Consider the following 17,741-nt stretch of genomic DNA (forward strand, 5'->3'; position numbering starts at 1 on the left):
ATGAGAGGTGAGGAGATAAATAGAAACAAATTAAACAAAACTGCTTCATGAAATGTAAGCGGTTTCGGATAAACAAAGGAGGGTTTTATGAAAAAACACTTTTGGGACAAATCCTGTCGCTATAGCATCCGCAAGCTGACGGTTGGGACTGCTTCTGTTTTACTGGGGGCTGTTTTTCTAGTCAACCATACTGTAGCCGCAGACAGTGTTGAGGTCAAGCAAACTGAACCAACCTCTGTCGAAGCTATCACTAAGCCTGATAGTGAACCCAAAGCTGCTGAAGCTACTGAAACTACAAAACCATCTCTAGCCGAGAGTCCAGTAGTTTCCAAAAGCAAGTCAGCTGAGGAGACTAAGACGACAAATAGTCAAGCTAGTGAAGAAGCCATTGTAGAAGCTAAAGAAAATAAGGAACCTGAAAAAGCAGATCAGCCTGTGACAAAGCAAGAAAACTATCAACTCAACTACGATCAACCAACAGCTCCCTCCTATGATGGATGGGAAAAACAAGCCCTTCCTGTCGGAAATGGAGAGATGGGAGCCAAGGTTTTCGGACTCATTGGCGAAGAGAGAATCCAGTACAACGAAAAGACCCTCTGGTCAGGAGGACCACAACCTGATAGCACCGACTATAACGGAGGAAACTACAAGGATCGCTACAAGGTCTTAGCAGAGATACGTAAAGCCCTCGAAGCTGGTGACCGCCAAAAAGCCAAACAGCTAGCTGAACAAAATCTAGTTGGACCAAACAACGCCCAGTATGGACGTTACCTAGCCTTTGGAGATATCTTCATGGTCTTTAATAACCAGAAGAAAGGACTAGATACTGTAACTGATTATCATCGTAATCTAGACATCACCGAAGCCACTACGACCACTTCTTACACCCAAGATGGGACGACCTTCAAACGCGAAACCTTCTCCAGTTATCCTGATGATGTCACTGTAACCCACTTGACCAAAAAAGGAAACAAGACACTTGACTTTACCCTTTGGAACAGCTTGACAGAAGACTTGCTTGCTAATGGCAACTACTCTTGGGAATATTCCAACTATAAGAATGGTCATGTCACTACAGATGCAAACGGAATCCTTCTAAAGGGAACTGTCAAAGATAACGGCCTCCAATTTGCATCCTATCTAGGAATTAAAACGGACGGAAAGGTGACTGTTCAGGACGAAACTCTGACCGTTACAGGCGCAAGTTATGCGACCCTCTATCTCAGTGCCAAGACCAACTTTGCTCAGAATCCAAAAAACAACTATCGAAAAGACATTGACCTCGAAAAAACAGTTAAAGGGATTGTCGAAGTAGCTAAGGCCAAAGACTACGAGACACTTAAAAAGGCCCATATCAAGGACTATCAAAGTCTCTTTAACCGCGTTAAACTAAATCTAGGCGGAACCAAGACTACTCAAACGACAAAAGAGGCCCTTCAAGGCTATAACCCAGAAAAAGGGCAAAAATTGGAAGAACTCTTCTTCCAATTTGGCCGATATCTACTCATCAGTTCGTCTCGTGATCGGACAGATGCTCTTCCTGCCAACCTCCAAGGAGTCTGGAACGCTGTAGACAATCCACCTTGGAACGCTGACTACCACCTCAATGTCAATTTGCAAATGAACTATTGGCCAGCTTACATGAGCAACCTTGCTGAAACTACCAAGCCAATGATCAATTACATTGATGACATGCGCTATTATGGCCGTATCGCTGCCAAGGAATACGCAGGTATCGAATCCAAAGACGGACAAGAAAATGGTTGGCTGGTCCACACTCAGGCGACACCATTTGGCTGGACTACTCCAGGCTGGAATTACTATTGGGGTTGGTCTCCGGCTGCTAACGCTTGGATGATGCAGAATGTCTATGACTATTATAAATTTACCAAGGATGAGACTTATCTCAAAGAAAAGATTTATCCAATGCTCAAGGAAACCGCTAAGTTCTGGAACTCCTTCTTGCACTATGACAAGGCCAGCGACCGTTGGGTGTCTTCTCCATCCTACTCACCAGAACACGGGACCATTACCATCGGAAATACCTTTGACCAATCGCTAGTCTGGCAGCTATTCCACGACTACATGGAAGTCGCCAACCATCTGAATGTCGACCAAGACTTAGTCACAGAGGTCAAGGCTAAATTTGACAAACTGAAACCACTTCACATCAACAAAGAGGGACGCATTAAGGAATGGTACGAGGAGGACAGTCCGCAATTCACAAATGAAGGGATTGAAAATCACCACCGTCACGTTTCCCATCTAGTTGGTCTCTTCCCAGGTACGCTCTTTAGCAAGGATCAGGCTGAATACCTAGAAGCTGCGCGTGCAACCCTCAATCACCGTGGAGATGGTGGTACTGGTTGGTCTAAGGCCAATAAAATCAACCTCTGGGCTCGTCTGCTGGACGGTAACCGTGCCCATCGCTTGCTCGCTGAACAGCTCAAGTATTCAACCCTAGAAAACCTTTGGGATACCCACGCGCCTTTCCAAATCGATGGAAACTTTGGGGCAACCAGTGGGATGGCAGAAATGCTCCTCCAATCTCATACTGGTTATATTGCTCCATTGCCAGCCCTTCCAGATGCTTGGAAAGACGGTCAGGTTTCTGGCTTGATTGCCCGTGGTAACTTTGAAGTCAGCATGAAGTGGAAAGATAAAAACCTTCAAAGCTTGTCCTTCCTGTCAAATGTCGGTGGAGATCTAGTTGTAGACTATCCAAATATCGAAGCCAGTCAAGTTAAGGTCAATGGCAAAGCAGTCAAGGCAACTACCCTCAAAGATGGCCGCATCCAACTAGCAACACAAAAAGGTGATGTCATTACCTTTGAACATTTCCCTGGCCGTGTAACCAGTCTGACAGCCGTTCGACAAAATGAAGTCACTGCCGAACTCACCTTTAACCAAGTAGAAGGCGCTACCCACTATGTCATCCAAAGACAAGTGAAAGACGAAACTGGCCAAACCTCTGCGACCAAAGAATTTGTAACCAATCAAACCCACTTTATTGACCGATCACTCAATCCTCAACTCTCCTATACCTATACTGTCAAGGCTATGCTGGGCGAGCTTGCCACACAAGTTTCTGAACAGGCCACTGTCGAAACCTATAGCGAGTTGATGGACGACCGAGATAGCCGCATCCAGTACGGAGCTGCCTTTGGAAACTGGGCAGACTCAGAATTATTTGGAGGAACAGAGAAATTTGCTGACCTTTCAAAAGGAGACTACACAGACGAAGATCTCACTGCTACCATTCCTTTCACTGGCGTTGGTATCGAAATCTATGGACTGAAATCGTCTGAACTAGGTCTTGCCACTGCTAAAATTGATGGCAAAGAAGTCGGGGAGCTTGACTTCCATACTGCTGGAGCAACTGAAAAAGGTAGTCTCATTGGTCGCTTCGCAGGACTATCTGACGGACCTCACACATTGACTCTTAGTGTTAAACGTGAGCACAAAGGACGTGGTAGTGAGCGCTCGAAAATTTCATTAGACTACTTCAAGATCCTAGCAGGAACAGGCAATACGATTGAAAAAATAGATGATCGCGATTCGCGCATCCAGTATGGTGCCCAGTTTAAGGACTGGTCTGACCCTGAACTCTACGGAGGTACGGAAAAATACGCTGATATTAACAACAGCGACTCTAGTGCAGCTTCAGAAGCTCAGGCAACTATTTCCTTTACAGGGACGGGTATTCGTATCTTTGGCTTAAAGAGCCTCGCTCTTGGACGAGCACGTGTTACACTAGATGGCAAAGAAATGCCAAGTCTAGACTTCTACACTTCAGGTGCAACTGAAAAGAGAGCTTTTATTGGTGAATTTACAAACCTTACTGACGGTCCGCACACCCTGACACTACAAGTTGACCCAGATTCGCCAGAAGGTCGCAAGAAAATCTCTCTAGACTCCTTTGATATCATCAAAGCTCCTGCTGTTGGTATAGATAGCCCGAGCATTGCGCCTCTTAAGGAAAATGACAAAACCATTTCCTTAAGCCTACCAGCTGGAGATTGGGAAGCCATCGCAGTGACCTTCCCAGGTGTCAAAAATCCTCTAGTTTTGCGTAAGGTGGATGAAACACATCTAGTTACAAGTGGAGATCAGACTATCCTATCAATCCAAGACAATCAAGTTCAAATCCCAATCCCTGAAGAAACCGATCGCAAAGCTGGAAATGCCATTGAAGCTTATACCATTCAAGGAAATACCACAAGCAGCCCTATCGTAGCCGTCTTTACTAAAAAGGATGAGAAAAAGGTTGACGAGAGTCAGCCAACTACAAGAAAGGGGGACGAACCAGCTCCTACTGTTGAAATTCCGGAATACACCGATCCTATCGGAACGGCAGGGCAAGAGGAACCTCCTACAGTGACAATACCTGAATACACTGATTCTATCGGAACTGCGGGAGAACAAGAAGCTCCAACAGTTGAAATTCCTGAATACACCGAACCTATCGGAACGGCAGGAGAACAAGAAGCTCCAACAGTTGAAATTCCTGAATACACCGAACCTATCGGAACAGCAGGGCAAGAAGATGCGCCTACTGTTGAAAAACCTGAGTACACCGAGCCTATCGGAACGGCAGGACAAGAGGAAGCTCCTACTGTTGAAAAACCTGAGTACACTGATCCTATCGGAACTAGTGGGGATCAGGCTGCTCCAAGCCTTAGCCTTCCTGACTATCCAGTTCGAGTCTTAAAAGATAAGGAAACTGGAGTGGAAATCATTGGTGGAGTCACTGACTTAGAAGGAATTTCTCATATCTCTAGCCGACGTGTCCTAGCTCAAGAACTCTTTGGCAAGACCTATGATGCTTACGACCTACAACTTAAAAATCCAACAGATCATAGCGTACAGCCAAAAGGCTCTGTCTTGGTTCGCTTGCCTATTTCAGCTAACGTAGAAAAGGTCTACTATATTACTCCGACCAAGGAGTTGCAATCCCTTGATTTCACCGTTCGAGACGGAAAGGTAGAATTCATCACTAATCATTTCAGTACCTATGCTGTCGTCTATCAAGCTACTGGAACAAGCTCTAACACTGAGGAAAAACCAAGTGCTTCAGATGAAGAAACCTTGGCACACGAGGCTGAACAACTTTCAGCTAGTTCTAGCCTTGCGAAAACTGGAAATCATTCTCCTAAAGAACAACTTCCAGCAACAGGAGAAGCGTCCAACCCACTCCTCTTCTTAGCAGGCCTCAGCCTAGCCCTCACAGCCACTTTTATGTTAAAAGGAAGAAAGGATAACTCCAACTAACCTTTAAGCACACAAAAACAGGATGAAGATCACCTTCATCCTGTTTTATTTTGTAATCAGAAATTATTTTACAGTAGGTATAAAAAGACTAAGGTCAAGAGACTTGCTAGAAGCCCAACTCCCCAAAAGAAGAAGTCAACCTTCCACTCGCTCCAAGGATTGCCCTTGCCTGAGAATCCTCCAAGCTCAAAATGGTGGTGGACAGGTGTCATACGGAAAATACGCTTTCCACCACTAAGTTTGAAGTAGGTAACCTGCATCATAACAGAGCTTGTCTCAAAGACATAGATAATCCCAATCAGCAAAAGGGTCCATTCTTGATGGAGGGCCATAGAGATTGCTGCCAGCATCCCACCTAGAGCCAAACTTCCCACATCTCCCATGAAAACCTTGGCAGGCTTATGGTTAAAGACGAAGAAACCTAGCAAACCACCAATCATGGCAAGAATCACAAGAAGGATATCCAGTTGATTTTGCATATAAGCAATCACACCGTAGGCCGACAAGCTAATCACCACGGAAATACTTGCTAAGCCGTCGATCCCGTCAGTCAGATTCACCGCATTTGAAAAGCCAACTAGCCAGAAAAGGGCAAAGAAAATATAGAAAATGCCTAGATGTACTTGGTAGCCAAAGACTGAAAGCATGTCGCCACCACGCTCATAAAAGAGGTAGAAAATCACTCCTCCAAGGAGCTGGAGAGCAAGCTTTTGCTTGGGATTTAAGCCTTCGTTAATCTTACGAAAGACCTTGAGGAAATCATCCAAAAAACCTACCAAACCATACAAAACCAAGATAAACAAAATCATGCCTACATTGTTGGTCAATTGTTGGGTAAAGAGAGCGACAAGGAAGCTCACAACAACTGCAACGATCAGGAAGACAAGACCTCCCATGGTTGGAGTTCCAGCTTTTGCTTGGTGTTGTTTGACATCCTCGTGCATCTGCTGACCTGTAATCTGTGCTTTTCGATAAAATCGGATAAAGGCTGGAATACCTATCAAGGTCAATAGAAAGGCTAGAACTCCAGCACTAATGGAACTAATCATCTTAATCTCCTAAAGTTATTTTCATTTTTTTAATGTCTTTGAGGGCTGTATTGGCACGGACACTTTGTTTCTTGACCGTTTTGCCACTACCTTCCCACTCGACTTCTATATTCAGCCATTTGGCAAATGTTTGCACATTTTCATCTGTCCAGCCGTACATATCAGGCATTTCTTCGACCTTATCAGACAGGATCAAGATCTGCTGATTGGCTTCCAAATTATCTCCTTCAGAAACCGAGAGTTCCTTGATCTTGGTTCCTGTTCCGATAACGATTGGTTGGACAAGGTTACGGCGTAATTCCTCTGCTAGGTCACCCGGAGTAAAGTCCTTGGTAGCTGGCATGGCATAACTTGTCGTCTTGCTGACCTGATCTAAGCTCTTGGCAGTTGACTGAAGATTGAGGGATTCTTTCATAGCAGAAGCTCGCTCAAGGATTGGATTAGCAAACTCTCCCAGCTGAACACCCGAATAATGCTCTGGCTGTTGCACCGTCACATAGAGGATAAAGTCAGGATTTTCTGCAGGATGCATCGACACAACAGAGAAGATATAGTTGGTTTCACCCGTTAGGTAACCCCCATTCTTCTCATCGGCAATCTGAGCAGTCCCTGATTTCAGGGCAACATTTTGCCCCGGAACATTGACATTTGGTTTTCCTGTACTGTGGTTGTACATGGTACCATAGACAGGATCTGTTCCGACCATGATCATGTGCTCCCGAGTAGAGGACGCTGCTGCTTTTGACACAGGATTTCCGACAATTTCCTTTTGAGACTTACGAACAGACTGGTCATTTGGATCATAGAGGGCACTGATAAATTTCGGCTCCAACATAACCCCATCGTTAGCAATGGCTGTAAAAGCACGTAGCATCTGGGTCTGCGTTACAGAAATCCCCTGACCAAATGCACTCATGGCAATATTGACAATATTATCTGCAGGCAATTGACCTGTGTACTCATCAGTCAGACCAAAACGCGTCGGCACTCCAAACTTAAAGCGGTTTAGATAATCCAACCAAGTAGCATCTCCCATTTTTTGTTCAAGTAGACTCATTCCAACATTACTGGAGTGAGCGAAACCTTGTGAGAAAGTCATCATCCCACCAGTAGTCAAACCATCATTAACATCCCAATCTCGAATCGTCGCATCCGCTATTTTTAATTCACTGCTATTGAAGTATTCTCCACTTGGGAAGGTATTATTATCAATAGAAGAAGCTAACGTCATCACCTTCATGGCTGATCCTGGTTCATAGTTACTTTGATAAAGAATGTCACGCCAAACAAAGTCCTCAGTGATTCCTTCTTTAGTATCTGCATTAAAGGTAGGTCGTTGGGTGGTAGCGAGAATTTCACCGGTCTTTGCACTGACCAAGGTCGCGGTCATATACTTACCTTTTACTTTTTCTAGAAAGGCATCCATCTGAGTTTCCATAAAGGATTGCAAGGGACTAGAAAGGGTTGTGTACACATCCTTTCCATCTACCGTTTGTTGAGAAGCTTGATCTGTACCCGGAACAATATTTCCCAGACGATCCTTCTCATAGGTGATGATCCCATCTGTACCCGCCAGAATGTTATTTAAAGAACTCTCCAATCCAGATGTCCCAATCAAACGTTTGGTGCCATCCTCATTTTCATGGAGTTGCGCTAAACCGATAAAGGAAGAAGCAAACTGTCCATTGGGATAACTGCGGTTAGGGCTAGTTGTAAAGTCAACTCCCTCAACACCAGCAGTTTTGAGGTCATTTTTAATGGCCATCATATTGGCATAGGTGATCCCATTTCCCTTGGTACCAAAGGATACCTGTTTTAGATCTGGCTGAGAAAGCTGTTCCTTGACATAAGACTCTTCCATATCTAGGTATTTATGGAAAATCTCAGCTACCTTATTAAATTGAGAATCCTCTACATAGAGAATTTTGCCTGTTGCTGACTTATAGGTCTTGTCAATAACGGCGTAGATATTATAAGATGTCGCATCCTCAGCAATAGGCGTTCCATTACGATCGTAAATGGTTCCCCGTTTTGCAGGAATCGTCTTGGTTGTTTGATGGACCTTGTTTGCTTCTTGAACCAAGTCCTTACCAAATTTTTTACCCGTTCCGATAATGACCGCAAAGTTAACCAAAAAGACAGCGAAGAGTATGACAGCCAATAAACTCAGGCTTTTCCCTACTCTTCGACGGTTTTCTTCTGGAGATTTACGGTTACGAACGGCATAACGGATGATTTTTTCTTTCCACTGTTTCATTTCTTACTCCGCTGCTCGGATATTTTCGTTATTCAGCTGCAAATCCTTAGAGTTTGCAATTTCTTTCAAACGTTCTGAACGAATCAATTCATTGACCTCTTGCTTGGCATCGTCTAGCTCTGTTTTCTTTTCTTCGATTTGAGCATTGACCTTGGTCAATTCATTCTGAACTTGTAATAGCTTGGTCTGCATAAACACAACGCTAACTGCCAGGATAATCATTGTTGCAGCAATCGAAACATAGAAGGCCTTTTCCACACGTGAAAAACCTTTAAACTTCGTTTGCAATAACTGGCTTGTTTTTTCGATTCTTTCTGCCATGTTTTTCCTCTTACTTGTGAATTTTTCTAGCCACGCGCAACTTGGCTGAATGCGAACGATTGTTGGCTTCTAGCTCTTCAGCACTTGGCAAGATTGGCTTGCGGGATACCAATTCCATCTTGGGCTTAAGGTCATCTGGAATGAAGGGCAAGCCTTTGGGAACTTCCACTGTTGAAGCTTCCTTGAATAATTGCTTGGTCAAGCGATCTTCCAGAGAATGGAAGGTAATAACCGAGATTCTCCCATCCAGAGCCAGCATGTTCATGGCCTGCTGGATGGATTCATCTGCAGCGCCCAGCTCATCATTGACTTCGATTCGGATAGCCTGGAAAATCTGCTTGGCAGGGTGCCCCTTTTTCTTGAGCTCCTTGGCAGGCTTGGCCGACTTGATAATCTCTGCCAACTCCGTCGTTGTCTCAATTGGTTTCACCTCACGCGCTTGCTCAATCTTACGGGCAATCTGTTTAGAAAATTTATCCTCACCATACTTGAAAAAGATCCGAACCAGGTCATGATAGTCATAATGATTGACCACCTCATAGGCCGTCAGACTAGCTTCCTGATTCATCCGCATATCCAGTGGCGCATCCTTTTTATAAGAAAAACCACGTTCACGCTGATCCAGCTGAGGACTGGACACTCCCAAGTCATAACAAATTCCATCAATTTCCTGGACACCAGCCTCCTGCAAACGTGCCTGCAAATGACGGAAGTTATCCTTGATAAAGGTTACCATCCCCTTTTCGATATAGGGTGCCAACCGTTTTTGCGCATTGTCAATGGCATTCTGGTCCTGGTCAAAGGCATAGAGATGCCCTTTTTCGCTCAATTTACTTAATAAATATTCGCTATGGCCTGCTCCGCCCAAAGTCGCATCAACGTAGATACCGTCAGGTTTTACGTCAAGCATATCAATCGTTTCATGAAGCAAGACCGTTACATGATGAAATTCTTTTGTCATATCTTATCTATTTTACCACAAATCTGACCAGCTTGCACTTGTCAGACAAGGCTAAGTTTCTTCGAAAAAAAATCTCAAAAATATGTCATATATACTTGACATCTCATCCCCAAAAGAATATAATATAGTCAAATATATACGACATATCAGAAAGGAGACCCTATGAATCGTGTGAAAGAATTCCGCAAGGAACTGGGCATTTCCCAGCTCGAGCTCGCCAAAGATATCGGTGTCTCGAGACAGACCATCAACATGATTGAAAACGACAAGTACAATCCAACCTTGGAACTCTGTCTCAACCTCGCCCGCAGCCTCCAAACTGACCTCAACAGCCTCTTTTGGGAAGACGATTTTTAAAAAAGGAGCAAACAAATGAAAAAAGAAACTCTCACTGAAAAACTTATCAAACGTACATACGGCATTTCTGGCCCCCTTGACGAACACAAACGGCGCGAGGCCGATCGTATCGGGAATCAGGTCTTTATCGTTCTCTTTTATCTCATGATATTTGGCAACCTCATCCCCTTTGTCCTTGCTTATAAATACCCACAAATTGTCGCTATCGGCTATCCTCTCGTGGTGTTTGGCATTTCGATGATGGCTGCCCTCTATGTGGTCTCTCAAACCAAGAAAACGGGCATCACAGCTATTGATCCCGAAATGTTGAGTCAGAAAGAAAGCAAACAGCTATATTTTCCTGGTCTAAAAGCCGGTCTGATCTATGGCATGGGCATGTTCTTTGGAATACCGCTTCTGAATGTCCTAACCGATGATAGCAAGGATTATCTTGGTTCTCTTTTAAATACAGGGCATTTTGTATCAACTATCCTAGCTACCTTCTTCTTCGGAGTGACCATACAAATTATCGTCTCTCTTCGCATTCAAAAAGCCAAGAAAGACCAAGAAGACGACTAGGGGGTGCCTTATGAAATCACTAGCTAGACTACTGATCAGTCATGTTTTTATCAGTATCTTTGTTACCTTTTTCCTACTTTCTGGACATATTGAGCATCCTTTCTTGATTATCTTTCTTTTATTTCTTCCTGTATTGAACAAGGGACAGAGATTCCAGAAAATCCAATCAAAAAAAATACGTCTTCTAAACGCATCTCTCTGTTTTATCCTCGTATCCTTTCCACAACTTTTAACAAATCCTATGGATTGGAGATACCTGGTATTTCTAATAATCTGTATCATTTTTAGTTTGGTTTACTTCTATACTCTCTATCAACTCTTTAAAGAAGTCAATCAAAAATCGCTCATTTAGGAGGTTACTCCCATGAAAAAAGAAGATTTCACCACTCGCTTACTCAAATTATTCTTTCACATACAAGGCCCCTTTGATGAATGCCGCCAAGAGATAATCTACAAGGCAGGTGCCCGTGCCTTGATCCAAATCGTTTACTCCTCTCTCCTACTCTTCCTGTTCTATCTCCTATTTGGACGCTTCATAGAGTTGGTTCGAGATGCCATGCCCTACCTCTATTTTGGACTTATCTTCGTCCTCGCATCTAGGGCGAGACTAGCAGTTCGCAACTTACATTTAGACAAGGATGACCCGTCCGAAATCCATCACAAAAGCTATAGCAAAAGCCAGATCAACCTTCGTAGTTGGGGTGTATTCATCAGTATTCCAATTGGCTTGTTTGTCTTATCAGCCTTTCACAAACTCTTTGTTCAGCATCTTCCTCTCGACACATTTTGGGACAATCTCTCCCAGTTCGATAAAACGCTCCCTTTACTAGTCTTAGGTTTGGGAATTGGTGCCATCTTTGGAACCATGACCTATGCCTTTTTATCGGAACACGAGATGAAACACTCTGAATCAGGAATGCATAAGGAGAATATAGAAAAATGACCAGTATATATGATTTTTACGTTTTGAACCAAAACAACCAAGCAACTCCCCTGGAGAGCTATCGTGGCAAGGTTCTCTTGATTGTCAACACTGCTACTGGATGTGGTTTAACGCCCCAGTACCAGGGACTTCAAGACCTCTATGACCGCTATCACGATCAGGGTTTTGAAATCTTGGATTTTCCTTGCAATCAGTTTATGGGACAAGCACCCGGCAGCGCAGAGGAAATCAATAGCTTCTGCAGCCTACACTATCAGACCACTTTCCCTCGCTTTGCAAAGATCAAGGTCAACGGCAAGGAGGCAGATCCTCTTTATGTTTGGCTAAAAGACCAGAAATCTGGCCCGCTAGGAAAACGAATCGAATGGAATTTTGCTAAGTTTCTCATTGGTCGAGATGGGCAAGTCCTTGAGAGCTTCTCTTCCAAAACAGACCCCCAAACCATCCAAGATTCTCTCCAAAAAATACTTTAATTTCTTTTTAAAACGTATCCTTTCATTTAGTTTGAGCCCTGAAAGGATGCGTTTTTTCTTTAAAAAGTAACTGATTTTCTTTAATTTATATTTATTTTTTTGCTTTTTGCTATTGCAATTCTTTCATTAATTTAGTATATTTGTTATATTAAAAGTTTTCAGTCATTTTAAGGGAGAAATGACCTTTTAAATTTTTTTATCTTAAAATGAAAGCGCTTTATAAACAGGAGGTAAGGTGGCTTACAAATTATCAGAGAGTTGTTTTCCTTAAATCAAGTTGTAACCAAGTCAGACTTGGGCTCGGGCAGTAGCTGACTGCCTTTCTAAAAACTAGGAGTATATTATGAATCGATACCTTTTTGAAAAAGGGCAAACATTTAGCATTCGAAAGTTGACTGTAGGTGTGGCCTCTGTCATCGTGGGACTGGCATTTTTTGCTTCTGGAACCGTGCGTGCAGACGAAACGTCTCCTATCACGACATCCAATTTAGATCAGCAAATTGAACAAGTCGCAGGTATAGAAGAGACTAAGGCTGAACCAGTCAAAGAAGAAGGCCGTGTAGAAGCTGAAAAACAAGAAACGCCTGCTGCCGATACCAGCAGTGCCGATTTGCTCCCTGAAGAAATTCAGGATCGTGCTTATCCAGACACACCTGTCAAAGAACTCGATACGACTACTATCGTTGACCAGAAAGCTAGTCCAAGAGTAGAAACTAAGAGCATTATAAAGGACAAGGAAGAAGCTCCAAAAGAAGCTGAAAACGGAAACCGTGCTATTATTAACGGTGGACAAGACCTCAAACACATCGACTACGAGGGACAACCTGCTACTGCTGCCACTATGGTTTACAGCACATACAATGCAGGGGAGCAACGCTACCTCGTTTCAGGATCTGGTATCTTTGTAGCCCCTAACCTGATTCTTACCGTTGCTCATAACTTCCTAGAAGCCAATAAAGAAACTGGCGAAGGTCACATTCGTGGTGGAAAATCTGCCCAGTTCTACTATAACGTTGGTTCAAACAGCGAAAAGAAAAACTCACTGCCATCTTCTGGAACGACGGTTTTATTCAGAGAAAAGGACATCCATTTCTGGAACAAGAAGGAGTTTGGAAAAGGCTATAAGAACGACCTTGCTCTTGTAGAAGCTCCTATTCCTCTTCCGATTGCTAGTCCAAACAAAGCAGCAACCTTTGCGCCTTTAGCGGAGCACAAGACGCATCAGCCGGGAGAAGCTATCAGTACGATTGGCTACCCAACTGACTCGAGCTCAAAAGAATTGAAACAGCCTATCCTAGCTGGTCAGCTTTACAAGGCAGATGGAACTATCCGATCTGTTGAGTCCTATGATGATAAGGGAACGACCGGTATCACCTACCAAACCACTTCTGTATCTGGTTTGTCTGGTGGTGGGATTGTGGATAGCCAAGGAAAAGTTCTCGGTGTTCACCAACACGGAACCGTTGACAATGGTGTTCCTGAAAAGGATCGCTTTGGTGGCGGACTCGTCCTTTCACCTGAACAACTGAAATGGGTGAAGGACATGATTGCCAAATATGGTGTGAAAGGCTGGTACCAGGGAGACAACGGAAATCGTTACTACTTTACTGATGAAGGGCGTATGCTTCGGAACGAAACAGCTGTTATCGGAAGCAACGAATATTCCTTCAACCAAGATGGGATTGCTACCTTGACCAAGGGAGTTGAATACGGTCGTGTCCTTATCCAACACGAAGACGAGGGAGGAAATCCTGTCAAAGATAATGATACCTTTATCGAACAGACAGCTGTTGATGCTCCATTTGATTACAATTTCAAAAAAGAAATCGAGAAAACGGACTTCTATCAAAAAAATAAAGACAAGTACGAAATTGTATCCATTGATGGCGTAGCAGTCAATAAACAGCTAAAAGATACATGGGCTGAAGATCACAATGTTGTCAGCAAAGCGCCTGCCGGTACACGTGTCATCAAGGTGGTCTATAAAGTCAACAAAGGCTCTTTTAAAGTTTACTACCGTCAAAAAGGAACAAGTACTGAACTAGCTGAGGCGACAGTTGATAACAATGACGGTCAAGAGTACGACGTTTCCTTTGTCAACACCTTCCATGCAAAAGACATTACTGGCTACCGTCCAGTTAAGGCTAGCTTGGAAGCAAGGATCCAGCAAAAAGGTGTGAATGAAGTCGTCTTTGAATACGAGCCGGTCGCTGATACAGCTAATCCAACGACTCCGACTCCTCCAGTTGCTCATCCTGAAGATAAGGAAACCGAGATTGGCAATCATGGACCTCTTCCAAGCAAGGCTCAACTCGATTACCACAAGGAAGAATTGGCAGCCTTCATCCACTACGGAATGAACACCTATACCAATTCTGAATGGGGAAATGGAAAAGAAGACCCTCGATACTTCAATCCAACCAACTTGGATACAGACCAATGGATTCGCACCCTGAAGGAAACGGGCTTCAAACGAACCATTATGGTTGTTAAGCATCACGACGGTTTCGTTGCTTATCCATCTAAGTACACCAACCATACCGTAGCTGCTAGCCCATGGAAAGATGGAAAGGGTGACCTTCTCGAAGAAGTTTCCAAGTCTGCTAGCAAGTACGACATGAATATGGGTGTTTACTTGTCACCATGGGATGCCAATCATCCAAAATACCATGTTGCAACCGAAAAAGAATACAATCAATACTATCTCAACCAACTAAAAGAAATCCTTGGAAATCCAAAATACGGAAATAAAGGCAAATTCATCGAAGTTTGGATGGACGGTGCGCGTGGTAGCGGTGCTCAAAAAGTAACCTATACCTTTGATGAATGGTTCAAATACATCAAAGAAGCTGAAGGAGATATCGCCATCTTCTCTGCTCAACCGACAAGCGTTCGCTGGATTGGCAATGAACGTGGTATCGCAGGTGACCCTGTCTGGCATAAAGTCAAAAAGGCCAATATTACAGACGATGTGAAAAACGAATACCTCAACCACGGTGACCCTGACGGTGATATGTACTCTGTAGGGGAAGCTGACGTTTCGATCCGTTCGGGTTGGTTCTACCATGACAATCAACAGCCGAAATCACTCAAAGAGTTGATGGACATCTACTTCAAGTCTGTTGGTCGTGGAACCCCACTCCTTCTCAATATTCCACCAAATAAAGAAGGAAAATTCGCAGATGCAGATGTGGCTCGCTTGAAGGAGTTCAAAGCAACCCTAGACCAAATGTATGCCACTGACTTTGCCAAAGGTGCCACTGTAACAGCAAGTTCGACTCGTCAAAACCACCTTTACAAAGAAAGCCACCTCACAGACGGTAAAGATGACACCAGCTGGGCGCTCTCAAATGATGCCACAACCGGTAGCTTTACAGTCGATTTAGGACAAAAGAGACGTTTTGATGTCGTTGAACTCAAGGAAGACATCGCCAAAGGTCAACGTATCTCTGGTTTCAAGATTGAAGTTGAAATCAACGGACGCTGGGTGACATACGGGGAAGGTTCAACTGTTGGTTACCGTCGCTTGATTCAAGGTAAACCTGTGGAGGCACAAAGAATTCGTGTGACCATCACAGGAGCACAAGCTACACCAATCTTGAACAACTTCTCTGTCTACAAAACGCCAAGTAGTATCGAAAAGACAGACGGCTATCCTCTTGGACTTGAATACCACTCAAACACAACAGCGGATACAGCCGGTACAACTTGGTACCATGAATCTGAAGGTGTTCGTGGCACTTCTATGTGGACCAACAAAAAAGATGCCAAAGTAAGCTATACCTTCACAGGAACCAAGGCCTATGTCGTCTCTACAGTCGACCCAGGTCATGGAGAAATGTCTGTCTACGTTGATGGCCAAAAAGTTGCGGATGTGCAAACTAAGAATGCTAGCCGTAAACGCAGCCAAAAAGTCTTTGAAACAGGCGATTTAGCACCTGGTCAACACACCATTACCCTCGTGAACAAAACAGGTGAACCAATTGCTACAGAAGGAATCTACACCCTAAACAATGATAGTAAAGGAATGTTTGAACTCGAGTCTACTAACTACGAAGTCGAAAAAGGAAAACCAGTCACTGTTAAGATTAAACGTGTTGGTGGAAGCAAGGGGACTGCTACTGTTCGCTTTATCACAGAACCTGGAACTGGGGTTCACGGTAAAGTTTACCAAGATACAACTCAAGATGTGACTTTTGAAGATGGAGAAACAGAAAAGACTGTGACCATCCCAACGATTGACTTTACAGAACAAGCCGACTCTGTCTTTGACTTCAAAGCCAAACTCACTTCTGTCACTGACGGTGCCCTGCTCGGTTTTGCTACCGATGCAACCATCCAAGTGATGAAAGCTGAATTGCTAATCAAGGATCAAACAAGCTATGATGACCAAGCTAGTCAGTTGGATTACAGTCCTGGCTGGCACCATGAAACCAATTCCGCAGATAAGTACCAAAAGACAGAGTCTTGGGCTTCCTTTGGTCGCTTAACTGATGAGCAAAAGAAAAAGACAACCGTAACAGCTTACTTCTACGGTACTGGTCTTGATATCAAGGGCTATGTCGATCCAAATCATGGTATCTACAAAGTCTTTCTAGACGGCAAAGAAGTTCCTTACCAAGATGGCATGGGAAATGCTTCAACCATTGATGGTAAGAAATACTTTAGCGGTCATGCAGCCCAACGCCAAGGCAATCAAACTCTGGTTAGCCTAAAAGGTCTGGACGAAAACTTGCACGCAGTCACCCTTCAACTAGATCCTGATCGAAACGATTTGTCTCAAAATATCGGTATCCAGGTAGACCAATTTATCACTCGTGGCGAAGGCAGCGAACTCTACAGCAAAGCAGATATCATCCAGTCTATCTCGAAATGGAAAGATGATCTGTCCAATTTTGATCCAGCAGGCTTGAAAAATACGGCTACTGCACGCCAAGCTTTCCAAGCAAATCTAGAAAAATTGAGAAACCAACTCAGTGCTGATGCAGTGGATGTTCAAGAAGTCATGTTGACAGTCAGTGCCCTACAAGATATCCTATCCAAGGATGAGAACTATCAAAGAGGCCAAGAGGAGCCTAGTCCAGAGCAACCGGAACAGCCAGAAGAGCCTGAGAAACCTGACCAGCCTGAGCAACCAGCCGAACCAAAACAACCGGAAATTGAGTACGATAAGGCTATGGACAGCTTGACAAAAGCTATCGAGAAAAAAGTCGCTGAGCTTGGATCCAACAAGGAAGCTAAGAAGAAATTGTTAGAAATTGCTGACCAAGCCATTGCTGCAATCCAAGAAGCTAAGACTCAGGAGGCAGTCAATAAAGCGCTAGAAACTGCTCTCGAACAAATCAACAAGCTCGAAGCAGCTCAGCCTGAGAAACCTGCTGAACCTGAAAAACCAGTTCAACCGGAAAAACCTACTCAACCGGAAAAACCGGCGCAACCTGAACAACCGGCGCAACCGGAAACTCCAGTTCAACCGGAAAAACCGGCTCAACCTGAGAAGCCAGCTGAGCCTGAGAAACCAGCTGAGCCTGAGAAACCGGCTGAACCTGAG

Annotated in this window: 11 protein-coding genes; 7 read left to right on the top strand and 4 right to left on the bottom strand. The window is 44.0% G+C overall.

Annotated elements, in window-relative coordinates:
* The first annotated feature begins 87 nt into the window (after nt 1-87).
* Nucleotides 88-5,271, top strand: a complete 5,184-nt coding sequence (locus E2R31_RS02165; protein WP_132972617.1) for an SIALI-17 repeat-containing surface protein — start codon at nt 88-90, stop codon at nt 5,269-5,271.
* Nucleotides 5,272-5,339: 68 nt separating this feature from the next.
* Here the strand turns inward: E2R31_RS02165 and mraY are convergent, their stop codons facing one another.
* The 4 genes from mraY to rsmH are packed head-to-tail and all read right to left on the bottom strand — an operon-like array spanning nt 5,340 to nt 9,859.
* On the bottom strand, nt 5,340-6,320 hold the full coding sequence (mraY, locus tag E2R31_RS02170) for a phospho-N-acetylmuramoyl-pentapeptide-transferase (protein WP_044020241.1): 981 nt from the start codon (nt 6,318-6,320) through the stop codon (nt 5,340-5,342).
* Between the two features lies 1 nt (nt 6,321).
* The gene (pbp2x, locus tag E2R31_RS02175) at nt 6,322-8,577 is read right to left on the bottom strand and encodes a penicillin-binding protein PBP2X (protein ID WP_132972619.1); all 2,256 of its coding nucleotides are present in this window, start codon (nt 8,575-8,577) and stop codon (nt 6,322-6,324) included.
* A 3-nt stretch (nt 8,578-8,580) separates the two neighbouring features.
* Nucleotides 8,581-8,898: a cell division protein FtsL gene (ftsL, locus tag E2R31_RS02180; protein WP_049500388.1), complete on the bottom strand. Its 318-nt coding sequence runs from the start codon at nt 8,896-8,898 to the stop codon at nt 8,581-8,583.
* 10 nt (nt 8,899-8,908) lie between these two features.
* Complete coding sequence (rsmH, locus tag E2R31_RS02185) at nt 8,909-9,859, bottom strand: 16S rRNA (cytosine(1402)-N(4))-methyltransferase RsmH (RefSeq protein ID WP_132972621.1); 951 nt, start codon at nt 9,857-9,859, stop codon at nt 8,909-8,911.
* A 162-nt stretch (nt 9,860-10,021) separates the two neighbouring features.
* Between rsmH and E2R31_RS02190 the strand changes: the two genes are divergently transcribed.
* From E2R31_RS02190 to E2R31_RS02215, 6 genes are all read left to right on the top strand, one after another.
* The gene (locus E2R31_RS02190) at nt 10,022-10,216 is read left to right on the top strand and encodes a helix-turn-helix transcriptional regulator (protein ID WP_001082470.1); all 195 of its coding nucleotides are present in this window, start codon (nt 10,022-10,024) and stop codon (nt 10,214-10,216) included.
* 15 nt (nt 10,217-10,231) lie between these two features.
* A complete protein-coding gene (locus tag E2R31_RS02195) occupies nt 10,232-10,774 on the top strand; it encodes a DUF3278 domain-containing protein (RefSeq protein ID WP_000712420.1) in 543 nt (180 codons plus the stop codon).
* Between the two features lie 10 nt (nt 10,775-10,784).
* Nucleotides 10,785-11,126 carry a hypothetical protein gene (locus E2R31_RS02200; RefSeq protein ID WP_000838131.1) on the top strand — a complete coding sequence of 114 codons (342 nt, stop codon included), beginning with the start codon at nt 10,785-10,787 and terminating at the stop codon, nt 11,124-11,126.
* A 12-nt stretch (nt 11,127-11,138) separates the two neighbouring features.
* Complete coding sequence (locus E2R31_RS02205) at nt 11,139-11,717, top strand: DUF3278 domain-containing protein (RefSeq protein WP_096406050.1); 579 nt, start codon at nt 11,139-11,141, stop codon at nt 11,715-11,717.
* The gene (locus E2R31_RS02210) at nt 11,714-12,190 is read left to right on the top strand and encodes a glutathione peroxidase (protein WP_132972623.1); all 477 of its coding nucleotides are present in this window, start codon (nt 11,714-11,716) and stop codon (nt 12,188-12,190) included. Before E2R31_RS02205 ends, E2R31_RS02210 begins: the two co-directional genes overlap by 4 nt.
* Nucleotides 12,191-12,533: 343 nt before the next feature.
* A partial coding sequence (locus tag E2R31_RS02215) for an alpha-L-fucosidase (RefSeq protein ID WP_243701282.1) occupies nt 12,534-17,741 on the top strand: 5,208 nt, incomplete at its 3' end.

Origin of the sequence: Streptococcus downii, assembly GCF_004353325.1 — a bacterium.
In the GTDB taxonomy this organism is placed as follows: domain Bacteria; phylum Bacillota; class Bacilli; order Lactobacillales; family Streptococcaceae; genus Streptococcus; species Streptococcus downii.

Coding starts and splice junctions, on each gene's coding strand:
- E2R31_RS02195 (WP_000712420.1), top strand. CDS start 10,232: ATGAAAAAAGAAACTCTCACTGAAAAACTTATCAAACGTACATACGGC.
- E2R31_RS02190 (WP_001082470.1), top strand. CDS start 10,022: ATGAATCGTGTGAAAGAATTCCGCAAGGAACTGGGCATTTCCCAGCTC.
- rsmH (WP_132972621.1), bottom strand. CDS start 9,859: ATGACAAAAGAATTTCATCATGTAACGGTCTTGCTTCATGAAACGATT.
- E2R31_RS02200 (WP_000838131.1), top strand. CDS start 10,785: ATGAAATCACTAGCTAGACTACTGATCAGTCATGTTTTTATCAGTATC.
- mraY (WP_044020241.1), bottom strand. CDS start 6,320: ATGATTAGTTCCATTAGTGCTGGAGTTCTAGCCTTTCTATTGACCTTG.
- E2R31_RS02205 (WP_096406050.1), top strand. CDS start 11,139: ATGAAAAAAGAAGATTTCACCACTCGCTTACTCAAATTATTCTTTCAC.
- E2R31_RS02210 (WP_132972623.1), top strand. CDS start 11,714: ATGACCAGTATATATGATTTTTACGTTTTGAACCAAAACAACCAAGCA.
- pbp2x (WP_132972619.1), bottom strand. CDS start 8,577: ATGAAACAGTGGAAAGAAAAAATCATCCGTTATGCCGTTCGTAACCGT.
- E2R31_RS02165 (WP_132972617.1), top strand. CDS start 88: ATGAAAAAACACTTTTGGGACAAATCCTGTCGCTATAGCATCCGCAAG.
- ftsL (WP_049500388.1), bottom strand. CDS start 8,898: ATGGCAGAAAGAATCGAAAAAACAAGCCAGTTATTGCAAACGAAGTTT.